The following is a 17,794-nucleotide window of genomic DNA, read 5'->3' on the forward strand; positions in this document are numbered from 1 at the left end:
ACACTTTTAACCTGTTTCTATCTGCCTGATAGATGGCTTAAAAGCTGGCTTGTGCAAAAAAGGCCTGCTATAGCATTACCCCATCTTGTTCGGTATTTACTGAAAAAGAGTGGATAAACAGTCATTTTATCTACATTTTATCGCAGTTTCTGTTTTGGGCGCGGCGGCAGTTTTTGTCGCACCTGTCGGGCTGTTTATGGTTGTTATAACAATTGAGATCGTCATCAGGGAGATTCTCCTATGCAAAATGCTTCACTGGCCCGACGCGCCGGTCTGGCACTGCTTGCAGTGGTCGCGGTGATCGCAGTACTGATCTGGGGCTTAGGCTGGGATCAGCTGGTCGCACGTAAAGTCGATCTGCTTTATCTCGGGCAGCAACACCTCTTCTTAGTTTTCTGGTCAATGTTGTTCGCTCTGCTGGTCGGTATTCCCAGCGGCATCCTGCTCAGTCGCCCGTTTGCGCGTCGCTGGGCCGAGTATGTGATGCAGATTTTCAATGTCGGTAACACTCTGCCACCGCTCGCGGTACTGGCACTGGCGATGGTTATCATCGGGATTGGCGACCGTCCGGCGCTGATTGCGCTGTTTCTGGCGTCGCTGCTGCCCATCGTCCGCAACACCTTCTCCGGTCTGAGCGCAGTTCCTCCGTCGCTGATTGAGGCCGCCAACGGCATCGGCATGACCAAATGGCAACGTCTGCGTCAGGTTGAACTGCCCAACGCGATGCCAGTGATCCTGGCAGGCGTGCGCATCGCCACCGCCATCAATGTCGGCACCGCGCCACTGGCCTTCCTGATTGGTGCCAGCAGCTTTGGTGAGCTGATCTTCCCGGGTATCTATCTGAATGACTTTCCGACACTGATTCTGGGTGCCGTTGCTACTGCGCTGGTGGCACTGGTTCTGGATATGATGCTGGCCGCGCTGGGCCGCTTTCTGAGTCCGCACGCTGCGGCCTGACCACAAGGAGCTTTGCAATGCTAACGAAGTGGATTAAGAAAAGCGCTGTCGCGCTGACCGCGACGCTGCTGCTTAGCCAGACGGCACAGGCGGCGGCTCCGCTGGTGATGGCGACCAAGAGCTTTACCGAACAGCATATCCTGTCAGCGATGACGGTGCTGTGGCTACAGAAAAAAGGCTTTGAGGTGGTGCCCAAACGTAATATCGCCACCACCATTGGCCGTAACGCGCTGCTGAATAAGCAGATTGATATGGTCTGGGAATATACCGGTACGTCACTGATTATCTTCAACCACATCAGCCAGCCGATGTCTTCACAACAGGCCTATGAGACGGTGAAAAAACTGGACGGAAAACTGGGGCTGGTCTGGCTGAACCCGGCACCGATGAACAACACCTACGCCTTTGCCATGACTCAGGAGCGGGCCAAAAAAGAGGGCATCACTACGATGTCACAGCTGGTCGCGAAAGTGGAACAGGTTCGTCAGTCTGACCCGGACCACAACTGGCGACTGGGACTGGACCTGGAGTTTGCAGGTCGTTCAGACGGCCTGAAACCGCTGCAGAAGACTTATAACCTGGCGCTGGATCGCCCGCAGATCCGTCAGATGGATCCGGGCCTGGTCTATAACGCCATTCGCGACGAATTTGTGGATGCCGGTCTGATCTACACCACCGATGGCCGGGTTAAGGGCTTTAACCTGAAAGTGCTGGAGGATGATAAACACTTCTTCCCGAGCTACAACGTGACGCCGGTCGTGCGTCAGGATGTGCTGGCGAGTCATCCAGGGCTGGATAGTGCCCTTAATCAGCTCTCTGCACAGATCACCAATGAGGCGATTACCGAGCTGAACAAGCGGGTCGATATCGATCATCAGTCACCGGAAAAAGTGGCACGTGATTTCCTTCAATCCAAAAACATGCTGTAAGGAGGCACTGTGGATACCCTTCACTACATCATGGATAACTGGAGCACCCTGCTCACTCTGAGCTGGCAGCACAGCTGGCTGGTGCTGGTTGCGGTCGGTCTGGCCATTGTGATTGGCGTGCCGCTGGGCATTCTGATCGTGCGCGTCAGATGGTTAGCAACGCCGATCCTCGGTATCGCTACCGTAGTACTGACTATCCCGACCATTGCGCTGTTTGGTCTGATGATCCCGCTGTTTTCGCTGATCGGTCAGGGCATCGGTGCGCTGCCAGCCATTACCGCCGTGTTCCTCTACTCGCTGCTGCCGATTGTGCGTAATACCCATACCGCGCTGGAGAATCTGCCGGACGGTCTGCGTGAAGCGGGTCGCGGCATTGGCATGACCTTCTGGCAGCGTCTGCGCTGGGTTGAAATCCCGATGGCGCTACCGGTGATTTTTGGTGGCATCCGAACCGCTGTGGTGATGAACGTTGGCGTGATGGCGATTGCCGCCGTGATTGGCGCGGGCGGTCTGGGCCAGCTGCTGCTGGATGGTATCAGTGGCAGTGATATTCGTATGTTAATTGCCGGCGCATTGATGATCTGTCTGCTGGCTATTTTTCTTGACTGGCTGCTGCACCGTTTGCAGCAGGCGCTGACTCCAAAGGGGATTCGATAATGATTACGCTGGAAAACCTGACGAAAACCTTTACCCAGAAAAACGGCACGACTAATAAAGCCGTCGATAACGTCAGCCTGCATGTGCCAGCCGGTGAGATGTGCGTGTTGTTGGGTCCATCAGGCTGCGGCAAAACCACCACGCTGAAGATGATTAACCGTCTGATTCCGGCCACCAGTGGTCGGATCCTGATCAATGGCGAAGATACCAGTACTCAGGACACCACCACCCTGCGCCGCAACATTGGCTATGTGATCCAGCAGATTGGCCTGTTTCCCAACATGACTATCGAAGAGAACATTACCGTTGTGCCACGCATGCTGGGCTGGAATAAGAAGCAGTGTCATGAGCGCGCCACGGAATTAATGAGCATGGTGGCACTGGACCCTAAAAAGTTCCTGCACCGCTATCCGCGTGAGATGTCTGGCGGTCAGCAGCAGCGTATCGGCGTCATTCGTGCGCTGGCGGCGGATCCACCGGTATTGCTGATGGATGAGCCGTTTGGTGCTGTCGACCCGATTAACCGTGAAGTGATTCAGAACGAGTTTCTCGACATGCAGCGTCAGCTTAAGAAAACCGTGATGCTGGTGAGTCACGACATCGATGAAGCGCTGAAACTCGGCGATCGCATCGCGGTATTTGGTCAGGGCAGGATCGTGCAATGCGCCAGTCCGGATGAACTGCTCGCGACGCCAGCCAATGATTTCGTTGGCTCGTTTGTCGGTCAGGACCGCACGCTTAAGCGTCTGTTACTGGTGCAGGCGGGTGACGTAACCGATCAGCAGCCGACCATCACCGTGCGCCGCTCGACGCCGCTGGATGAAGCCTTTGGCATGATGGATGATAACGACATGCGGTCGATTACAGTTGTCGATGAGGATGGCAAACCGCTGGGCTTCGTGAAGCGTCGTGAGGCGCGTAACGTTAGCGGCCGCTGTGAAGAGAAGCTGCATACCTTTAAGGTGACCGGTAAAGCCGAAGAGAACCTGCGAGTGGTGTTGTCGAAACTCTATGAGCACAACACGGTCTGGATGCCGATTGTTGATGAAGAGGGGCGCTACAGCGGGGAAATTTCGCAGGATTATATCGCGGATTATCTCAGCTCGGGTCGTACCCGTCGTCGTCTGAATCCATAGTGCAGTCAGACGAAAGGGCCGCCATGGCCCTTTCAATCGCAGAGAAACCCTAATCCGGGTGAAACTGACAGCAATACAAAAGTTTAATGCGCAGGGAACCGGGTCAGAAGAGGAAAGCGTCCTGCGCCATGGACAAAAACGCCGGGAGCGTTTTTGAACAACGCAACGCGTTGGCCCGGCTACGGGCACACCTCATGGATGAGGTGCGTAATCGCGCGGGTCGAGCAGTCAGGGATGACTCTTTTGCGTCTTTCCGATCTGATCCGGTTCCCTTCGCAGACTCGGTCTTATAGCGAATCAGTTTACGGGCTACATGGGACCATTCTTTCTGGTATTTAAGGTAATGGCTCAGGGAGCATACGCCCGCCGCAAAGACGCAAAACCCACCATCCCTGGCCCGCTATACTTTGCTACTGGCGTATGCTCCTATCGCTTTGAATTACTGCGTTGTCTGTAAGGACAACATCGGCCCTTCTGCATTTAACGGCTTTTTAGCTTTTAGCTCTCCGTGAGCGTTTCCGCCTCCACCTCTGCCACCGCAGGTGCCTCGTCTGGCAGGACCAGATTGAGCACAATCGCCAGAATGCCGCCGGTTGTCACCGCGTGACCAAATAAATGGTTAATCAGCGGCGGGAACTGCTTCAGCACCTCCGGCACCGCTTCCACCCCCAGACCAATCCCGAATGAGATCGCGACAATCAGCATCTCGCGGCGACCCAGCGGCGTCTGGGTCATTACCCGGATACCGGCAGCGACTACACTGCCAAACATCACCACTGTCGCTCCACCCAGTACGGGTGGCGGAATCTGCTGCAACAGCGACCCAACATAGGGAAAGAGCCCCAGCAGCGCCAGCATAATCCCCAGAAGCATACCGACATAACGACTGGCGACGCCGGTCATCTGGATCACGCCATTGTTCTGCGCGAAGGTAGTGTTTGGAAATGCGGAGAAGACCGCGGCCAGCACGCAGCTCAGGCCGTCGGCAACAAGGCCGCCCTGCAACCGCTGCTGAAAAGGTTTACCAGTGATTGGCTGCCGGGAAATCAGGCAGTTAGCGGTGAGATCCCCGACCGCTTCAATCACCGCAATCACAGACACCAGCGCAATCGGCAGAAAAATGGTCCAGTCAAAGGCGAAACCAAACCGGAAGAAAGCAGGCAACACCAGCCAGCTGCTCTCCGGCGCGGCCCTGAGTTGCAGATGACCGGTTAAGGCTGCTGCAATACATCCCACCGCGATGCCGGCCACTACCGCCACCAGTCGCGCCCAGCGGTTACGCGAGCGGTTCAGCGCCACGATCACCAGCAGCGTCAACGCACCCAGCGCCAGATTCCCCGGCGAGCCAAAATCTGTGGCGTTGTGACCACCCGCCCAGTCAGTGATGCTGACTTTTATCAGGCTGATGCCTATCAGGGTTATTACCGTACCGGTTACCACTGGTGTCAGCACTTTGCGCAGCGTGCCGACGCAGCGACTGATCAGAACCGGGATCAGCGCCGCCGCCAGGTTGCAGCCAAACAGCATCGCCATAATCTCTTCGGGCGAACCGCCGCGCCCTTTTACCATCAGGCCACCGGAGAGAATCACGCCCAGAAATGCGAAACTGGTACCCTGCAGGCAGATCATGCCCGCCCCGACGCCATAAAAACGTCTGGCCTGCATAAACGTGCCTAAGCCGGAGACGAACAGCGACATGCTAATCAGATAAGGAATATAGGCCTGCAATCCCAGAACCGAGCCAATAATCAGGGGGGGTGTGATAATGCCCACCACGCTGGCCAGCAGATGTTGCAGCGCGGCAAAGAACGCCGGGATGGGGCCAATGCGGGCTTCAAGCCCATATAACAAACCTTTCTCGTGCGAGTGCGACATGATGGGGCTCCAGCTCAGTGTGATAAGCGGAGTTAATGCATTTTCTGCGCCATGACGTCAGGGTTTCGCGATATCCGATCCAGGTCTTTCAATTCTAAATGGAAATAGTTAAAGACAGCCGACAACAAGCCTGAAACTTTAGGCTCATTGCCGACTCAGATGACTTAGTTTGTTTCATAATCAGGCGATTTTTGCACTCACAGCGTGCAGATTGTTCTGCTCCAGCAGAGAAATATCGATGTAAGAGGTCAGATCACGCTGTTCTGCACGCGGCAGATAAGGCAGCTCGCCGAGTAGCGGCGCACTAATTTTTTCACGCAGAATCTCAATAATGTCGCTGTACTGCGCCAGTCCCGGATTGATGCGATTGGCCACCCAGCCCACCAGTGGCAGCCCATCCTGCGCTATCGCTTCTGCGGTTAACAGGGCGTGACTGATACAGCCCGACTGGATGCCGACCACCAGTACCACCGGCAGTTGCTGCTCAACGACCCAGCAGGAGAGCGGACGTCCGTCGTTCATCAGGCTGCGCCAGCCACCTGTGCCCTCAACAACCACCCGATCGGCCTGCTGCGTCAGGCTGGTTAATCCCCGGGTCAGCAATCCGTAATCGATAATCTGCCCCGGATGGGTGCAGATCTCCTCTTCCTGGAAAGCCAGCGGATTGATCGCCTGGTATGCCAGGTCGATTGACGACGCGCTTTGCAGAACCTGTGCATCTTTGTTACGCAGGCCATCCGCGGTTTTGACAGCACAGCGCGCGACGGGCTTGAAGCCCACAGCACTCTGTCCGGTCTCGATAAAACTTTGTAACAGTGCGCGGGACACTACCGTTTTGCCTACTGCGGTGTCGGTGCCGGTAACAAATAGTCTGTTCACTCAACTTCTCCTCTCGAACCGTTGCGGTTAATCGGTGATTAACCTTGCTGCGAACCGGCATTTTAAGGAATGGAGGATGAGAACAGATTGCGTTAGCGCAAGTTCAGGCCTGCTTAACCTTGCAACAGTTTCACTAACAGGTGTCCGTTGTAGAGCGCATCTTTGATCAACGCGGCTCCGCCCAGCGTTCCAGGCTCGCTGAATTCAGTAGGTGCCAGCTGAATACCAGCACTGTAGGCAGGCAGTGACTGCTGCAGAATAGTGTTGCGCACTGCGGGAAACAGCACATCAGCGGCGGCATTGAGAGGAGAACCGATAAGAATATGTTGTGGATTAAAAATGTTGACCATCATTGCCAGGATCCGCCCAACGTGATGCCCGACGCTGGCAATGGTGTCACGCGCCAGACGATCACCCGACTGCGCGGCCGCACACAGTGAAGTCAGCGTCAGCGGCTGGTTATTGAGCAGACTGTCAGGCTGGGCAGGCAGACGCTGCGCCGCCAGCGCCAGCAAACTGCCGGTGCTGGCTACCGTCTCCAGACAGCCATGATTCCCGCAATAGCACTGCTGGCCATAAGGGTCGATCTGAGTATGGCCAATCTCAACCAGCGCCCGGCCACTTTTATGCAGTAGCTGACCGCCACTGATGACGCCAGCCCCCACGGTTTCATCAATCACAATCTGAATCACATCCTGCGCGCCCCGGGAAGCACCAAACAGCGACTCCGCCAGCGTCCAGGCTGAAATGTCATGCTGCACAAACACCGGTAAGCCGGTTCGCGCCGCCAGCGCATCGCCCAGCGGCATATCGCGTACCTGATAACCCGGCAGCCGATGCACCACGCCTGATGCCGCGTTGATCAGCCCCGGCAGCGTAATGGCGATGGCCGTGAGACGCTCCAGCTTCTTCTGATGACGAATAAAGAAAGCATCGACCTGGTCAATCAGCGAGGTCAGTAAGGGCTGAGCAGCTTCATCCGGCAGAGGGAGACTCTCTTCTGCCAGCTCACGGCTGCTGAGATCGCGCAACGTAAAGGTCATGGCACCGCGATGCAGACGAATCGCCAGATAGTGCCAGGCGTCGGTATCCAGTATCAGGCCAATGGCCGGACGGCCACGGCTGCCGGGATCCTGAAACTCAGTCTCCTGCACCAGATGCGCATCCAGCATCTCGCGCACAATTTTGGTTATGCTGGCCGGAGCAAGCTGGGCACGGCGGGAAAGTTCGATACGCGAAATGGGACCGTAACGGTCAATTAATCGATATACGACACCTGCATTAGTCTGCTTGATCTGGTCAATGTGGCCAGGTTGACTGTCCGGATTCACAACCCTGCTCCCGGTTATTTTCGCGCTTCTAAATAAACATGCGCCATGGTGAGGCAGATCAGGCGACAGCGTCAAATATTTGATTAGAAATGTGATTTATCGCACAGATTGATGCTGTGTCACGCTCGCTTCAGGCGTGGTTTTCACGCAGCAACGCCATCATATTCTCCATCTGCGCATTTATTTCGCGTCCGGCTGACCAGACCAGCCAGAGTTCTGAAATCGCATCCTCTTCCGTTAAGGGCAGCCAGACCAAATCGGCCAGCCGTGCCCGGCGAAAGGAGGCGGGCAGAATGGAAACGCCTAAACCGGTTGCCACCAGCCCCAGGATGGTCATCGCCTCACCCACTTCCTGGGTGATGTAAGGCTTGATGTGGTAGCGGTGCAGCAATGCCAGAATATCGCTATAGAGCGCGGTTCCGCCCTGAGGATCGAAAAAGACAAAGGGTTCAGCCGCCAGCGCCGTCACAGAGATCTTTTCAGCCTCAGCCAGCAGATGCGCCTTGTGCACCACGGCATAGAGCGGCTCGCTCAGTAGCAGCTGATGACGCAGGTCGGCGGGCAGCGGCGTGTTGCGCATCACGCCGAGATCGAGCCGTCCGTCATGTAACGGTGCCAGTTGCTGGCGAGTGTTGATCTCCTGCATCTGAATATGCACCTGCGGCCAGCGCTGACGAAACTGGAACAGCGCATCAGAAACCACGGCGGTAAACGGAGCCGATGAGGTAAAGCCGATCCGCAGCTCTCCCTCTTCGCCACGATGTAACCGGGAAGCGCGATCGGCCGCCTGCTCAACCTGCAACAGTATCGCCCGGGCATCGCTCAGCAATTGATGGCCGGCGGCGGTCAGCTGCACGCTGCGGTTGTTACGGGTAAACAGCCTTGCGCCGGTCTCCGCCTCCAGCTGAATAATCTGCTGGCTGAGCGGCGGTTGGGAAATATTCAGACGCTGGGCTGCCCGCCCGAAATGGAGCTCTTCCGCCACCGCAATGAAGTAGCGCAGATGACGCAGTTCGATATTCATATTTTAAACGTCTTATTTGAGATTATTAATATATTAGACAACATAATGCCACTTTCCTAAGCTGACGACAGGTTTTCAGACTGAGAGGAAGATGTGTGAGTCGCTCAATACAGGCCACAGTGGATGAGAAAGCGGTGGCTGAACCGCAGGAGTCCGTTGCCGCAGCAGGTCATATCCGGCGGGGAACACCCGCTTTTATGCGCGTCACGCTGGCGCTTTTCTCTGCGGGGCTGGCGACGTTTGCCCTGCTCTACTGCGTGCAGCCGATTCTGCCGGTGCTGTCACAGCAGTTTGGTGTTTCTCCGGCGACCAGCAGCCTGTCGCTCTCTATCTCTACCGGCCTGATGGCGCTGGGTCTGCTGGTGACCGGGCCGCTCTCTGATGCTATCGGGCGCAAATCGGTAATGGTGACCGCTCTGATGCTGGCGGCCATCTGCACGCTGATCTCCGCCACCATGACCAGCTGGCACGGCATTCTGATTATGCGGGCGCTGATGGGACTGTCGCTCAGCGGTGTTGCGGCGGTCGGTATGACCTATCTTAGTGAGGAGATGGATGCGCGGGTCGTCGCCTTTTCAATGGGGTTGTATATCAGCGGTAACTCAATTGGCGGGATGAGCGGGCGTCTGTTAAGCGGTGTCCTGACCGACCTCTTCTCCTGGCGCATCGCCGTGGCGGTGATTGGCTGTTTTTCGCTGGCCTCAGCGCTGATGTTCTGGAAGATCCTGCCTGCATCGCGTCATTTCCGCCCCATCACGCTGCGTCCACGTAATCTGCTGATTAACTTCCGGCTGCACTGGCGCGATCCGGGCCTGCCCTGGCTGTTTGCCGAAGGCTTTCTGCTGATGGGTGCCTTCGTCACCCTGTTTAACTATATTGGCTACCGTTTACTGGATGCGCCCTGGCATCTCAGCCAGGCCGTGGTGGGTCTGTTATCAGTGGTCTATCTCACCGGCTCATGGAGTTCACCTAAAGCGGGTGCGCTGACCAGTCGTCTGGGACGCGGGCCGGTGATGCTGGGCGCAACAGCCATCATGCTGCTGGGTTTGCTGGTCACTGCCTTTAACTCGCTCTGGCTGATTCTGCCTGGAATGATGCTGTTCACCGCCGGTTTTTTTGCCGCTCATGCGGTCGCCAGCGGCTGGATTGGTCCCCGTGCACGCCGGGCGCGTGGGCAGGCTTCCTCGCTCTATCTGTTCAGTTACTACGTGGGTTCCAGCGTGGCGGGCACGCTGGGCGGTCTGTTCTGGCATAATTTTGGCTGGAGCGGAATCACGCTGTTTATCAGCGTTCTGCTGATCCTGGCGCTGCTTGTTGCCTCGCGTCTGCATAGTAAAAGACTCTGACCGTTTTCTCCCGAGCCAGGCTCCGACCTCTCCAGCGGGCCTGGCAGCTTATCATGCTGAACATTCCCTTCAGATCCATAACAAACAAAACGTGCTTTTCCCGCTATAATCCTTTTTATTGTAATAATTCATCTGCTTTGCCTTTTAACACGGCAACAAGGACCGCCTGTGGCTCTCTACTACTACGTTAATAAACAATCGGGATATAACGATAATCATGTTGTTCATGCCGCGGGCTGCCCCCATCTTCCTGACATGGATAACCGACTGTTTCTGGGCAGTTTTTATCATGTGAATGCCGCCATTCTGCAGGCAAAAAAATATTATGCGGGAGCCATCGGCTGCGAAAACTGCTGTCCGCTTAATCACAGCGACCCGCAGGCCAGTCAGCTTAATGTGGCCCTGAAACATACTACGCCATCGCGTTAATCAAACGGACAGCCCAGAGGTGAAACGCTTCCCGCTGTGCTGTTCCATGACATCCTGCCTGAGGGTAACCCGCTGCTCTGAATGATGATTGCACCTCTTCGCTCCTGATAATCTCAGGCTATCGCCCTGTGACAGGGAGATAATTAAAAATCAGCAATAAAAGGCATTTATAAGGTTTCGCTTCCCGCTTTATTCACTACAATGGTCAGTAATTTGTGACGCAGGTCACTTTCACTGGATGTTTCTGCCACATCCGATTTCGCTGTACTGACTGACTTGACTCCTCATGCAACCAACAACTGTTTCACGTAAAACTGCCTGGCTACGCGTGGTATTGCTGGCCATCGCCGCATTTGTCTTCAATACCACCGAGTTCGTGCCGGTTGGCCTGTTGTCCGATATCGCTGCTGACTTTTCAATGCAGACGGCTGATGTCGGGATCATGCTGACCATTTACGCCTGGGTAGTCGCACTGCTTTCACTGCCGCTGATGCTGCTGACCCGCAACATTGAGCGACGGCTGCTGCTGGGCGTGTTGTTCCTGATTTTTATCGTCAGCCACATACTTTCGACCGTCGCCTGGGATTTCCGGTCGCTGATGGTATCGCGCGTCGGCATCGCCCTGTCTCATGCGGTGTTCTGGTCGATCACCGCCTCGCTGGCGATTCGTGTTGCCCCGGCGGGTAAAAAAACCCAGGCGCTGAGTATGCTGGCGACCGGTACCGCGCTGGCGATGGTGCTGGGCGTGCCGATTGGCCGCGTAGTGGGACAGTATCTTGGCTGGCGCACCACTTTCGGCGCAATTGGGCTTTCGGCTCTGGTGCTGATGATCATGCTGGTACGTATTCTGCCACGCTTGCCGAGTGAGCATACCGGTTCGCTGAGCAGCGTCCCGATGCTGTTTCGCCGTCCGGCGCTGGTCAGCATGTATCTGCTGGTGACGCTGGTGGTGACCGCGCATTACACCGCCTACAGCTATATCGAGCCATTTATGCAGACCGTCGCGCACGCCAGCGGCAATTTCACAACCCTGCTGCTGCTGCTGTTTGGTTCAGCGGGCATTATCGGCAGCCTGCTCTTCAGTACGCTGGGTAACAAATTTCCTTCCGCCCTGCTGATTGCTGCCATTGCGCTGATCACCCTTTGCATGGGCCTGCTGATCTTTGCCGCCGTCCGCCCTGCAGCTATCTCCACGCTGTGCGTTGTCTGGGGAGTGGCGATGATGATGATCGGGCTGGGTATGCAGGTGCGGGTACTCTCGCTGGCACCAGATGCCACGGATGTTGCAATGTCGCTGATGTCCGGTATCTACAATATTGGTATTGGCGCGGGCGCGCTGCTGGGTAACCAGGTCAGTCTCCATCTGGGCATGGCTGAAGTGGGGAATGTCGGCGGGATGATTGGTCTGGTGGCGTTGCTGTGGTGTGTTTATATTTTCCGACGCTATCCGCAGTTACGCAGTAACGGATAATCAGCGCGGTACTAAATAAAAAAGGCTTCAGATAAGTAGGTTTATCTGAAGCCTGTTTATGATTATTTATAGCGCCTGTTACTTATAAAGAACGGCTGTGCCATGCAGGTTGTTGCTGCCAGAGGTCGAAGTGATGCGGAAAGACTTTGCGCCGACATCGCTGGCCTTCTCTGACAGCTGCTGCTCCAGCGAGGTCAGATTCGTGCTGCCCGTTGCGCTGATGACACCGATTTTTTGCTGATCCAGCGGGGTGCTGCTTACCTGTTGGGCCGCCACGCTGGCAAAGGAGAGGCCACTTAGCACCGCCGCCGCGACCATCATATTGATACGTTTCATAACGAACCCCTTCTCACTTCATCTGTTGAAACCAAATTACTGATAAATCACAGCCGTGCCGTGCAGTTTATTCTGGCCGCTGGTTGAGGTGATGCGGAATGATTTCGCACCGGCTTCATCAGCTTTGGCACTCAGCTGTGATTCTAGGGAAGTCAGGTTGGTGCCGCCTTGTACTGAGATGGTGCCTACTGGCTGCTGATTAGACGGCTCACTGGTCACGAGATCAGCGGCATAAGCGCCAAAGGTCAGGGTAGTCAGTAGCAGTGCTGCCAAAGTAGTTTTGATGGTTTTCATAAAATTCTCTCTATTCGGTATTTGAATTCGGATGGTCTGAGTCAAGTTGTCGTCGTTTAATTAACGAACGTTAAATAAATGATAGACTCTGATCCGATTCGTCGTCAATATTTATTTAATGAGCGTTATTTTATTCGTGATGTGGCGTGATTATGGGCTTCAGCCCCTTTTCTGACTTAACCATAGGGGCGGTAAGATTGCGCCGACGCACAAAATGACAACGCTTGTGGGTGACGTTATTAATGGACCTTGCACATTTTTATAATGATCGGTAATTTAATAAGATGTTTTACTGTCTGAGAGGGTGTATGAGTCAGGTTCAGGATTGCGATGTAAAAAAATGCCGCGGCCGACCCAAAGTGTTCGATCGCGAAGCCGCGCTTGATAAAGCTCTGACCCTGTTCTGGACGCACGGTTACGAGGGAACCTCTCTCGCCGATCTGGTCGCCGCAACCGGCGCAAAAGCGCCAACCCTCTACGCAGAATTTGTGAATAAAGAGGGACTATTTCGCGCAGCGATGGAGCGTTATGTAGAGAAGTTCAGCGCATGGCGTAAAGCGGCATTAGGCGATGATCAGTTACCGGTGGATCGGGCCATTGAAGCCTATTTCCGCTCTACTGCTGCCTGTTTTACCGAACGTGACTCTCCCGGTGGGTGCTTCTTTATCTGCACCTCAACTGCCCTGTCGGCGGCGTCGGCAGAGATTGCCGCCATGCTACAACAGCAACATCAGTCGCAGGAGCATGTGCTGAGTGATTTTTTGCTGGCGCGCCAGCGACGTGGCGAACTGAGTGCGGCAGTAAATATTCCGGCGCTGTCACGTTATCTGAGTTGTATGCTGCAGGGCATGTCAGTGCGCGCGCGCGAAGGCGCAGAGCGTGACGATCTTGAGGGTATTATTGATACGCTGATGGCCATGTGGCCAACGCTGACCGGCTTGTGTCAGGCTAAGCGTTAGAGTATCAGGGCGGCGATGCCGCCCTTTCCCTGCTTTATTCCAGAAAGAACACTGGTTTCAATGACTGACTGATCGGGCTGTTATCCGCATTAGACGGCATCACATCTTTCATTGATGCCCACCAGCGCTGACACACCTCGGTTTTTGCCACCGCTTCCCAGCGTGCTTCAGATTCAATCTCAACGCTGGCGAACAGCAGACTCCGCTCTGCGTCCAGCCAGATGGCATAGTTATGCGCGCCGTGTGCTTTCAGCGTCTCAGCCAGTTCAGGCCAGATTGGGGAGTGACGACGCTCATACTCTGCATGACAGTCGGCATTCACCTGCATCACAAAGGCTTTACGCAGCATTGGCTGGCCCCACATCCAGCGCCGGTTGCCACGGCTTCACGCCAAAGCGCTCACCCAAGGCAATCAGCTGTTCGGTGGTGATGCTCTGGCGAATTCCGCCCATTGAAAGCACTTTGACGATCACTTCTGACGATTTTTCCGCCGTATCAATCAGACCAAAGGTTTCATCGAGTGTCGGGCCTGTGCCAAAGACGCCGTGGAATGGCCACATCACCAGGGTGTGAGACTGCATCTGTCCGGCAGTCGCAGTGCCGATTTCATCGGTGCCAGGAACCATCCATGGCAGCACACCCACGCCATCCGGGAAGACCACCAGACATTCGGTACTGCCTTCCCACAGCAAACGGGTAAAGCGCGCAGAGTCCATCTCAATCACGTAACTCAGAGCCATAAAGTTGGTCGCATGGCAGTGCATTATCACCCGATCTGCGCCTTTGCTGACGGCTTTACGTACCGCATGAGACTGAAAGTGTGATGCCAGCTCAGAGGTGGGCAAACCGCCATTCGACAGGCCCCAGTGAATTTTATAGGAAAGTCCCTTGTCATCCACCTGCAGCAGTGCCAGACAATCCGCCGGATCCAGCTGGACGTTGCGCATGAATTTACCTGACCCGGTTACCAGAAACCAGTCATTCGCCAGCGCTGGCGCTGGCTGTGTCAGCTCAATGCAACGCGGCTCCTTATAGAAATCGGTGGCGAAGGGCTTAACCTCCTCCTCCAGCAGACGGAGGCTGACGTTACCGCCGTTACGTTCGTCCCAGCCCTTGAGCCACATGTCGCTGGTCGCTTTGACCATTCCCTTAACAAATCCGGAAGAAAGAATGCTTTGCATAGTGAAATCCTTAACGTTGGCTCAAGATCTGTTGTTCATAATGACGGACATCGCCTAACCAGCTGGCATCAGCCGGGACGTCATGGCGCAGGCACCACGCTTCCCAGATCGCCTGCCATGGCAGTGATTTTTGCTCTTCCAGCAGGGTAAGCCGCGCGGTGTAATCGCCGCTGTTCTCGGCCTGCCGTAAGCGGTCGGTTGGCTCCAGTAAGGCACGCAGCAGCGCTTTTTTGGTATTACGGGTGCCGATAACCCAGGCGGCAATACGGTTAATTGAGGCGTCGAAGAAGTCGAGGCCGATATGCACTTTGTCGAACAGCTGGTGACGGACAATCTCACTGGCGATAGCCTGGGTCTCATCATCCAGCAGCACAACATGGTCGCTATCCCAGCGCACCGGACGGCTGACGTGCAGCAGCAGGCGCGGCACATAGAGCATGGCGGCGGAAATTTTGTCGGAAATCACTTCAGTGGGATGGAAATGTCCTGCATCCAGGCACAGCGCCGTCTGGCGACTGGCGGCATAGCCAAGATAAAACTCATTAGAACCTACGGTGTAGCTCTCAGCGCCTATGCCAAACAGCTTGCTCTCAACCGCATCGATATGATGCTGCGGGTTGATTTTTTCTGAGATGATTTCATCCAGCGCACTCATCAGGCGCTCACGCGGGGCAAGCCGATCCACGGTGATATCTTTCATACCGTCCGGCACCCAGATATTCATCATTGAGGGGGTGCCAAGCTGCTCACCAAATGAAGCGGAGATGCGGCGACTCGCTTTGCAGTGGTCGATCCAGAACTGACGGACGGTTTTATCACTGTGAGATAGCGTAAAGCCATCAGCGCTCTTTGGATGCGAGAAGCAGCTTGGGTTAAAATCGAGGCCCAGCTTATTCTCTTTGGCCCAGGCGACCCAATTGGCAAAATGGGCAGGTTCAATGGCATCCCTGTCCACCGGCTTGTCGCTTTCAAGGTAGATAGCGTGCAGGTTCAGACGTTTAGCGCCAGGAATCAGCGACATAGCCTTGTCGATATCACTGCGTAGTTCACTGGCATTCCGTGCCCGTCCAGGGTAGTTACCGGTCGCCTGAATGCCGCCGGTCAGTGCGCCCTGGGGGTTCTCAAATCCCCGGACATCATCACCCTGCCAGCAGTGCATGGAGACCGGAATGCGATCCAGCTGGCAGATGGCCTGCTCAACATCAACCCCATTTTCAGCGTAGCGTTGTTTAGCCAGTTCAAAAGCCTGTTCAATCTGCTTAGTCATAAGCGGGTTCCTTAGCGGGTTGACTCAGCGTCGCGAAGCGTGCCTGACTGGCACTGAAGACGCTGTGTGTTTGCGGTTCGAATTTTTCGAGTGGGAAGTTGTTAATGACGCTGCAGCGGAAATCAGCCACATCGGTCAGCTCGCCCAGTGCAGTCAGCTGGCAACCAACGTTACCCAGCGTGGAGGCTTCAACCGGGCCTGCCAGGACCGGGATCTGGCAGGCATCGGCGCAGAGCTGATTAAGAAAGCGGTTCTGGCTGCCGCCTCCCACCACGTGCAACTGGCTGAAAGGCTTGCCGCGCAACTGAGCCAGCTCCTGGATTACTTCACGGTAGAGCAGCGCCAGGCTATCAAATATGCAGCGCGCCAGCGCAGCGGCAGATTGTGGCACCGGCATGCCCTGCTCTGCGCAGGCGTTCTGAATCTCATTGACCATGCTGTCTGGATTGATGAAACGCGCATCATTGGGACTGATGAGTGAAACACAGGCGGGCTGACGGGCTGTCTCTTCAATCAGCATGCTGAGATCGTCAATCTGCAGTTCGCTGCAGATTCGCTGCAACAGCCACAGCCCCATGATGTTTTTCAGTACGCGATACCCCTCTGCGCCGCCTTCGTTGGTGATGTTGGCGCGCAGTGCAGTATCGCAGGCATAGGGCTGCAGACTTTCGAAGCCCATCAGCGACCAGGTACCCGAGCTAAGATAGGCGGCGTCGTCCTGCATCAGCGGCGTTGCAAGAACTGCGCTGGCCGTGTCGTGAGTGGCGACGGCGATCACCGGAACCGCCGTGCCTGCGCGATTGATCCAGTGACCGACGGTATTGCCTGGTGCCTGCGGCTGGCCAAACCATCGCGCATCAACGCCCGCCCAGGCGAGCAAATCGCGATCCCACTCACCGCTGTGAATATTGAGCATTTGCGTGGTGGTCGCGTTGGTGTATTCCCAGTTGAGATTACCGGTCAGGCGATAATGCAGGTAGTCAGGTATCATCAACGCATGCGCCACGCGGGCCTGCCAGTCGGGCTGCTGCTGATGCAGAGCGCGCATCTGATAGAGTGTATTGAACGGCAGAAACTGAATGCCGGTTCGGGCATAAATGGCGCTACGGCTGAGCTCGTGCTGCGCCTGCTCCATCAGGCCATGCGTGCGCGCATCACGATAGCTGACCGCTTCACCCACCGGCTCACCCTCTGCATCCAGCAGCACCATATCAACACCCCAGGTGTCGATGCCGATACTGTCAGGGACGATGCCTTCATCATCTAACTGAGCCAGCCCGGCGCGTATCTCCTGCTCCAGCATAGACAGATCCCAGCAGTCATAACCGGCACGACGCTGGCGCTTATTTTTAAAGCGCCGGACCTCACGCAGTGCCAGCTGGCGCTGCGCGGCATCCCAGCTGGCGAGCATGACACGTCCGCTGGATGCGCCGAGATCGATAGCAACAATGTTTCTCCTGGTCATGGCGACTTTTCCCTGTGATTAAGTGGTCACAGAGTAAAAATCTTGCCTGGTCGTCACCTTCCCGAGAATGCCAACAGACGTTAGTGGCTGGCAGATGGGCAAAGAACTTCGTGAGAGAGATCACAGAGATGGCAGCAGAGGCGATGTGACCCCTGCCGCAAATCTGTTAACTGCCAGGGATTTCTTGAAAAATCAGCATGATTCCTGCTGAGTCCAGCTGAAAATTCAAGGTAAGGTAACAGCGTCCTGATTAGACTG

Annotated in this window: 18 protein-coding genes; 8 read left to right on the forward strand and 10 right to left on the reverse strand. The window is 55.5% G+C overall.

Annotated features, from left to right (window positions below):
• Positions 1-240 precede the first annotated feature (240 nt).
• The 4 genes from N1689_RS05690 to osmV are packed head-to-tail and all read left to right on the forward strand — an operon-like array spanning position 241 to position 3,679.
• Positions 241-957: an ABC transporter permease gene (locus N1689_RS05690; RefSeq protein ID WP_222924012.1), complete on the forward strand. Its 717-nt coding sequence runs from the start codon at positions 241-243 to the stop codon at positions 955-957.
• A gap of 17 nt (positions 958-974) precedes the next feature.
• Positions 975-1,886 (forward strand): glycine betaine ABC transporter substrate-binding protein, encoded by a 912-nt coding sequence (locus N1689_RS05695; RefSeq protein WP_161735898.1) that lies wholly within the window; start codon positions 975-977, stop codon positions 1,884-1,886.
• Between the two features lie 9 nt (positions 1,887-1,895).
• A complete protein-coding gene (osmW, locus tag N1689_RS05700) occupies positions 1,896-2,543 on the forward strand; it encodes an osmoprotectant ABC transporter permease OsmW (protein ID WP_010244802.1) in 648 nt (215 codons plus the stop codon).
• Positions 2,543-3,679, forward strand: a complete 1,137-nt coding sequence (gene osmV, locus N1689_RS05705; RefSeq protein ID WP_222924011.1) for an osmoprotectant ABC transporter ATP-binding protein OsmV — start codon at positions 2,543-2,545, stop codon at positions 3,677-3,679. The genes osmW and osmV overlap by 1 nt, the downstream gene beginning before the upstream one ends.
• A 498-nt stretch (positions 3,680-4,177) precedes the next feature.
• Here osmV and N1689_RS05710 read toward each other — a convergent pair whose 3' ends face one another.
• From N1689_RS05710 to N1689_RS05725, 4 genes are all read right to left on the reverse strand, one after another.
• Positions 4,178-5,554 (reverse strand): nucleobase:cation symporter-2 family protein, encoded by a 1,377-nt coding sequence (locus N1689_RS05710; RefSeq protein WP_222924010.1) that lies wholly within the window; start codon positions 5,552-5,554, stop codon positions 4,178-4,180.
• 180 nt (positions 5,555-5,734) lie between these two features.
• Positions 5,735-6,433, reverse strand: a complete 699-nt coding sequence (bioD, locus tag N1689_RS05715) for a dethiobiotin synthase (protein ID WP_161735893.1) — start codon at positions 6,431-6,433, stop codon at positions 5,735-5,737.
• A 113-nt stretch (positions 6,434-6,546) separates the two neighbouring features.
• Positions 6,547-7,764, reverse strand: a complete 1,218-nt coding sequence (locus N1689_RS05720) for an ROK family transcriptional regulator (protein ID WP_161735892.1) — start codon at positions 7,762-7,764, stop codon at positions 6,547-6,549.
• A gap of 130 nt (positions 7,765-7,894) precedes the next feature.
• Positions 7,895-8,788 carry a LysR family transcriptional regulator gene (locus tag N1689_RS05725; protein ID WP_161735890.1) on the reverse strand — a complete coding sequence of 298 codons (894 nt, stop codon included), beginning with the start codon at positions 8,786-8,788 and terminating at the stop codon, positions 7,895-7,897.
• A gap of 95 nt (positions 8,789-8,883) precedes the next feature.
• On the opposite strand from N1689_RS05725, the gene N1689_RS05730 reads away from it, so the two are divergent.
• The 3 genes from N1689_RS05730 (at position 8,884) to N1689_RS05740 (ending at position 12,034) form a co-directional block, all read left to right on the forward strand.
• Positions 8,884-10,134 carry an MFS transporter gene (locus N1689_RS05730; RefSeq protein ID WP_222924008.1) on the forward strand — a complete coding sequence of 417 codons (1,251 nt, stop codon included), beginning with the start codon at positions 8,884-8,886 and terminating at the stop codon, positions 10,132-10,134.
• 168 nt (positions 10,135-10,302) lie between these two features.
• Positions 10,303-10,563, forward strand: coding sequence for a hypothetical protein (locus tag N1689_RS05735; protein WP_161735886.1), 261 nt, complete (start codon positions 10,303-10,305; stop codon positions 10,561-10,563).
• A gap of 286 nt (positions 10,564-10,849) precedes the next feature.
• A complete protein-coding gene (locus N1689_RS05740) occupies positions 10,850-12,034 on the forward strand; it encodes a sugar transporter (RefSeq protein ID WP_161735885.1) in 1,185 nt (394 codons plus the stop codon).
• Between the two features lie 78 nt (positions 12,035-12,112).
• Here the strand turns inward: N1689_RS05740 and N1689_RS05745 are convergent, their stop codons facing one another.
• Together N1689_RS05745 and N1689_RS05750 are read right to left on the reverse strand one after the other, a co-directional pair.
• Entirely contained in the window at positions 12,113-12,370 is a 258-nt protein-coding gene (locus N1689_RS05745; RefSeq protein ID WP_090960886.1) for a YdgH/BhsA/McbA-like domain containing protein, read from the reverse strand.
• 36 nt (positions 12,371-12,406) lie between these two features.
• Positions 12,407-12,664: a DUF1471 domain-containing protein gene (locus N1689_RS05750; protein WP_161735883.1), complete on the reverse strand. Its 258-nt coding sequence runs from the start codon at positions 12,662-12,664 to the stop codon at positions 12,407-12,409.
• Between the two features lie 308 nt (positions 12,665-12,972).
• Between N1689_RS05750 and N1689_RS05755 the strand changes: the two genes are divergently transcribed.
• The gene (locus N1689_RS05755; protein ID WP_222924005.1) at positions 12,973-13,623 is read left to right on the forward strand and encodes a TetR/AcrR family transcriptional regulator; all 651 of its coding nucleotides are present in this window, start codon (positions 12,973-12,975) and stop codon (positions 13,621-13,623) included.
• 34 nt (positions 13,624-13,657) lie between these two features.
• Here the strand turns inward: N1689_RS05755 and rhaM are convergent, their stop codons facing one another.
• The 4 genes from rhaM to rhaB are packed head-to-tail and all read right to left on the reverse strand — an operon-like array spanning position 13,658 to position 17,536.
• Complete coding sequence (gene rhaM, locus N1689_RS05760) at positions 13,658-13,972, reverse strand: L-rhamnose mutarotase (protein WP_161735880.1); 315 nt, start codon at positions 13,970-13,972, stop codon at positions 13,658-13,660.
• Positions 13,962-14,804, reverse strand: coding sequence for a rhamnulose-1-phosphate aldolase (rhaD, locus tag N1689_RS05765; protein ID WP_161735878.1), 843 nt, complete (start codon positions 14,802-14,804; stop codon positions 13,962-13,964). The genes rhaM and rhaD overlap by 11 nt, the downstream gene beginning before the upstream one ends.
• A 10-nt stretch (positions 14,805-14,814) precedes the next feature.
• Positions 14,815-16,071: an L-rhamnose isomerase gene (locus N1689_RS05770; RefSeq protein ID WP_260058231.1), complete on the reverse strand. Its 1,257-nt coding sequence runs from the start codon at positions 16,069-16,071 to the stop codon at positions 14,815-14,817.
• Positions 16,064-17,536 carry a rhamnulokinase gene (rhaB, locus tag N1689_RS05775; protein WP_260058232.1) on the reverse strand — a complete coding sequence of 491 codons (1,473 nt, stop codon included), beginning with the start codon at positions 17,534-17,536 and terminating at the stop codon, positions 16,064-16,066. Before rhaB ends, N1689_RS05770 begins: the two co-directional genes overlap by 8 nt.
• Positions 17,537-17,794 lie beyond the last annotated feature (258 nt).

It is taken from the genome of Pantoea sp. XY16 (assembly GCF_025153065.1).
Taxonomy (GTDB): domain Bacteria; phylum Pseudomonadota; class Gammaproteobacteria; order Enterobacterales; family Enterobacteriaceae; genus Pantoea; species Pantoea alfalfae.

What these genes read in the sequence shown, in the direction of transcription:
- N1689_RS05750 (WP_161735883.1), bottom strand. Translation starts at nt 12,664, where the DNA reads ATGAAAACCATCAAAACTACTTTGGCAGCACTGCTACTGACTACCCTG.
- N1689_RS05740 (WP_161735885.1), top strand. Translation starts at nt 10,850, where the DNA reads ATGCAACCAACAACTGTTTCACGTAAAACTGCCTGGCTACGCGTGGTA.
- osmV (WP_222924011.1), top strand. Translation starts at nt 2,543, where the DNA reads ATGATTACGCTGGAAAACCTGACGAAAACCTTTACCCAGAAAAACGGC.
- rhaD (WP_161735878.1), bottom strand. Translation starts at nt 14,804, where the DNA reads ATGCAAAGCATTCTTTCTTCCGGATTTGTTAAGGGAATGGTCAAAGCG.
- rhaM (WP_161735880.1), bottom strand. Translation starts at nt 13,972, where the DNA reads ATGCTGCGTAAAGCCTTTGTGATGCAGGTGAATGCCGACTGTCATGCA.
- N1689_RS05745 (WP_090960886.1), bottom strand. Translation starts at nt 12,370, where the DNA reads ATGAAACGTATCAATATGATGGTCGCGGCGGCGGTGCTAAGTGGCCTC.
- N1689_RS05695 (WP_161735898.1), top strand. Translation starts at nt 975, where the DNA reads ATGCTAACGAAGTGGATTAAGAAAAGCGCTGTCGCGCTGACCGCGACG.
- N1689_RS05725 (WP_161735890.1), bottom strand. Translation starts at nt 8,788, where the DNA reads ATGAATATCGAACTGCGTCATCTGCGCTACTTCATTGCGGTGGCGGAA.
- rhaB (WP_260058232.1), bottom strand. Translation starts at nt 17,536, where the DNA reads ATGACCAGGAGAAACATTGTTGCTATCGATCTCGGCGCATCCAGCGGA.
- N1689_RS05770 (WP_260058231.1), bottom strand. Translation starts at nt 16,071, where the DNA reads ATGACTAAGCAGATTGAACAGGCTTTTGAACTGGCTAAACAACGCTAC.
- N1689_RS05710 (WP_222924010.1), bottom strand. Translation starts at nt 5,554, where the DNA reads ATGTCGCACTCGCACGAGAAAGGTTTGTTATATGGGCTTGAAGCCCGC.
- N1689_RS05690 (WP_222924012.1), top strand. Translation starts at nt 241, where the DNA reads ATGCAAAATGCTTCACTGGCCCGACGCGCCGGTCTGGCACTGCTTGCA.
- N1689_RS05755 (WP_222924005.1), top strand. Translation starts at nt 12,973, where the DNA reads ATGAGTCAGGTTCAGGATTGCGATGTAAAAAAATGCCGCGGCCGACCC.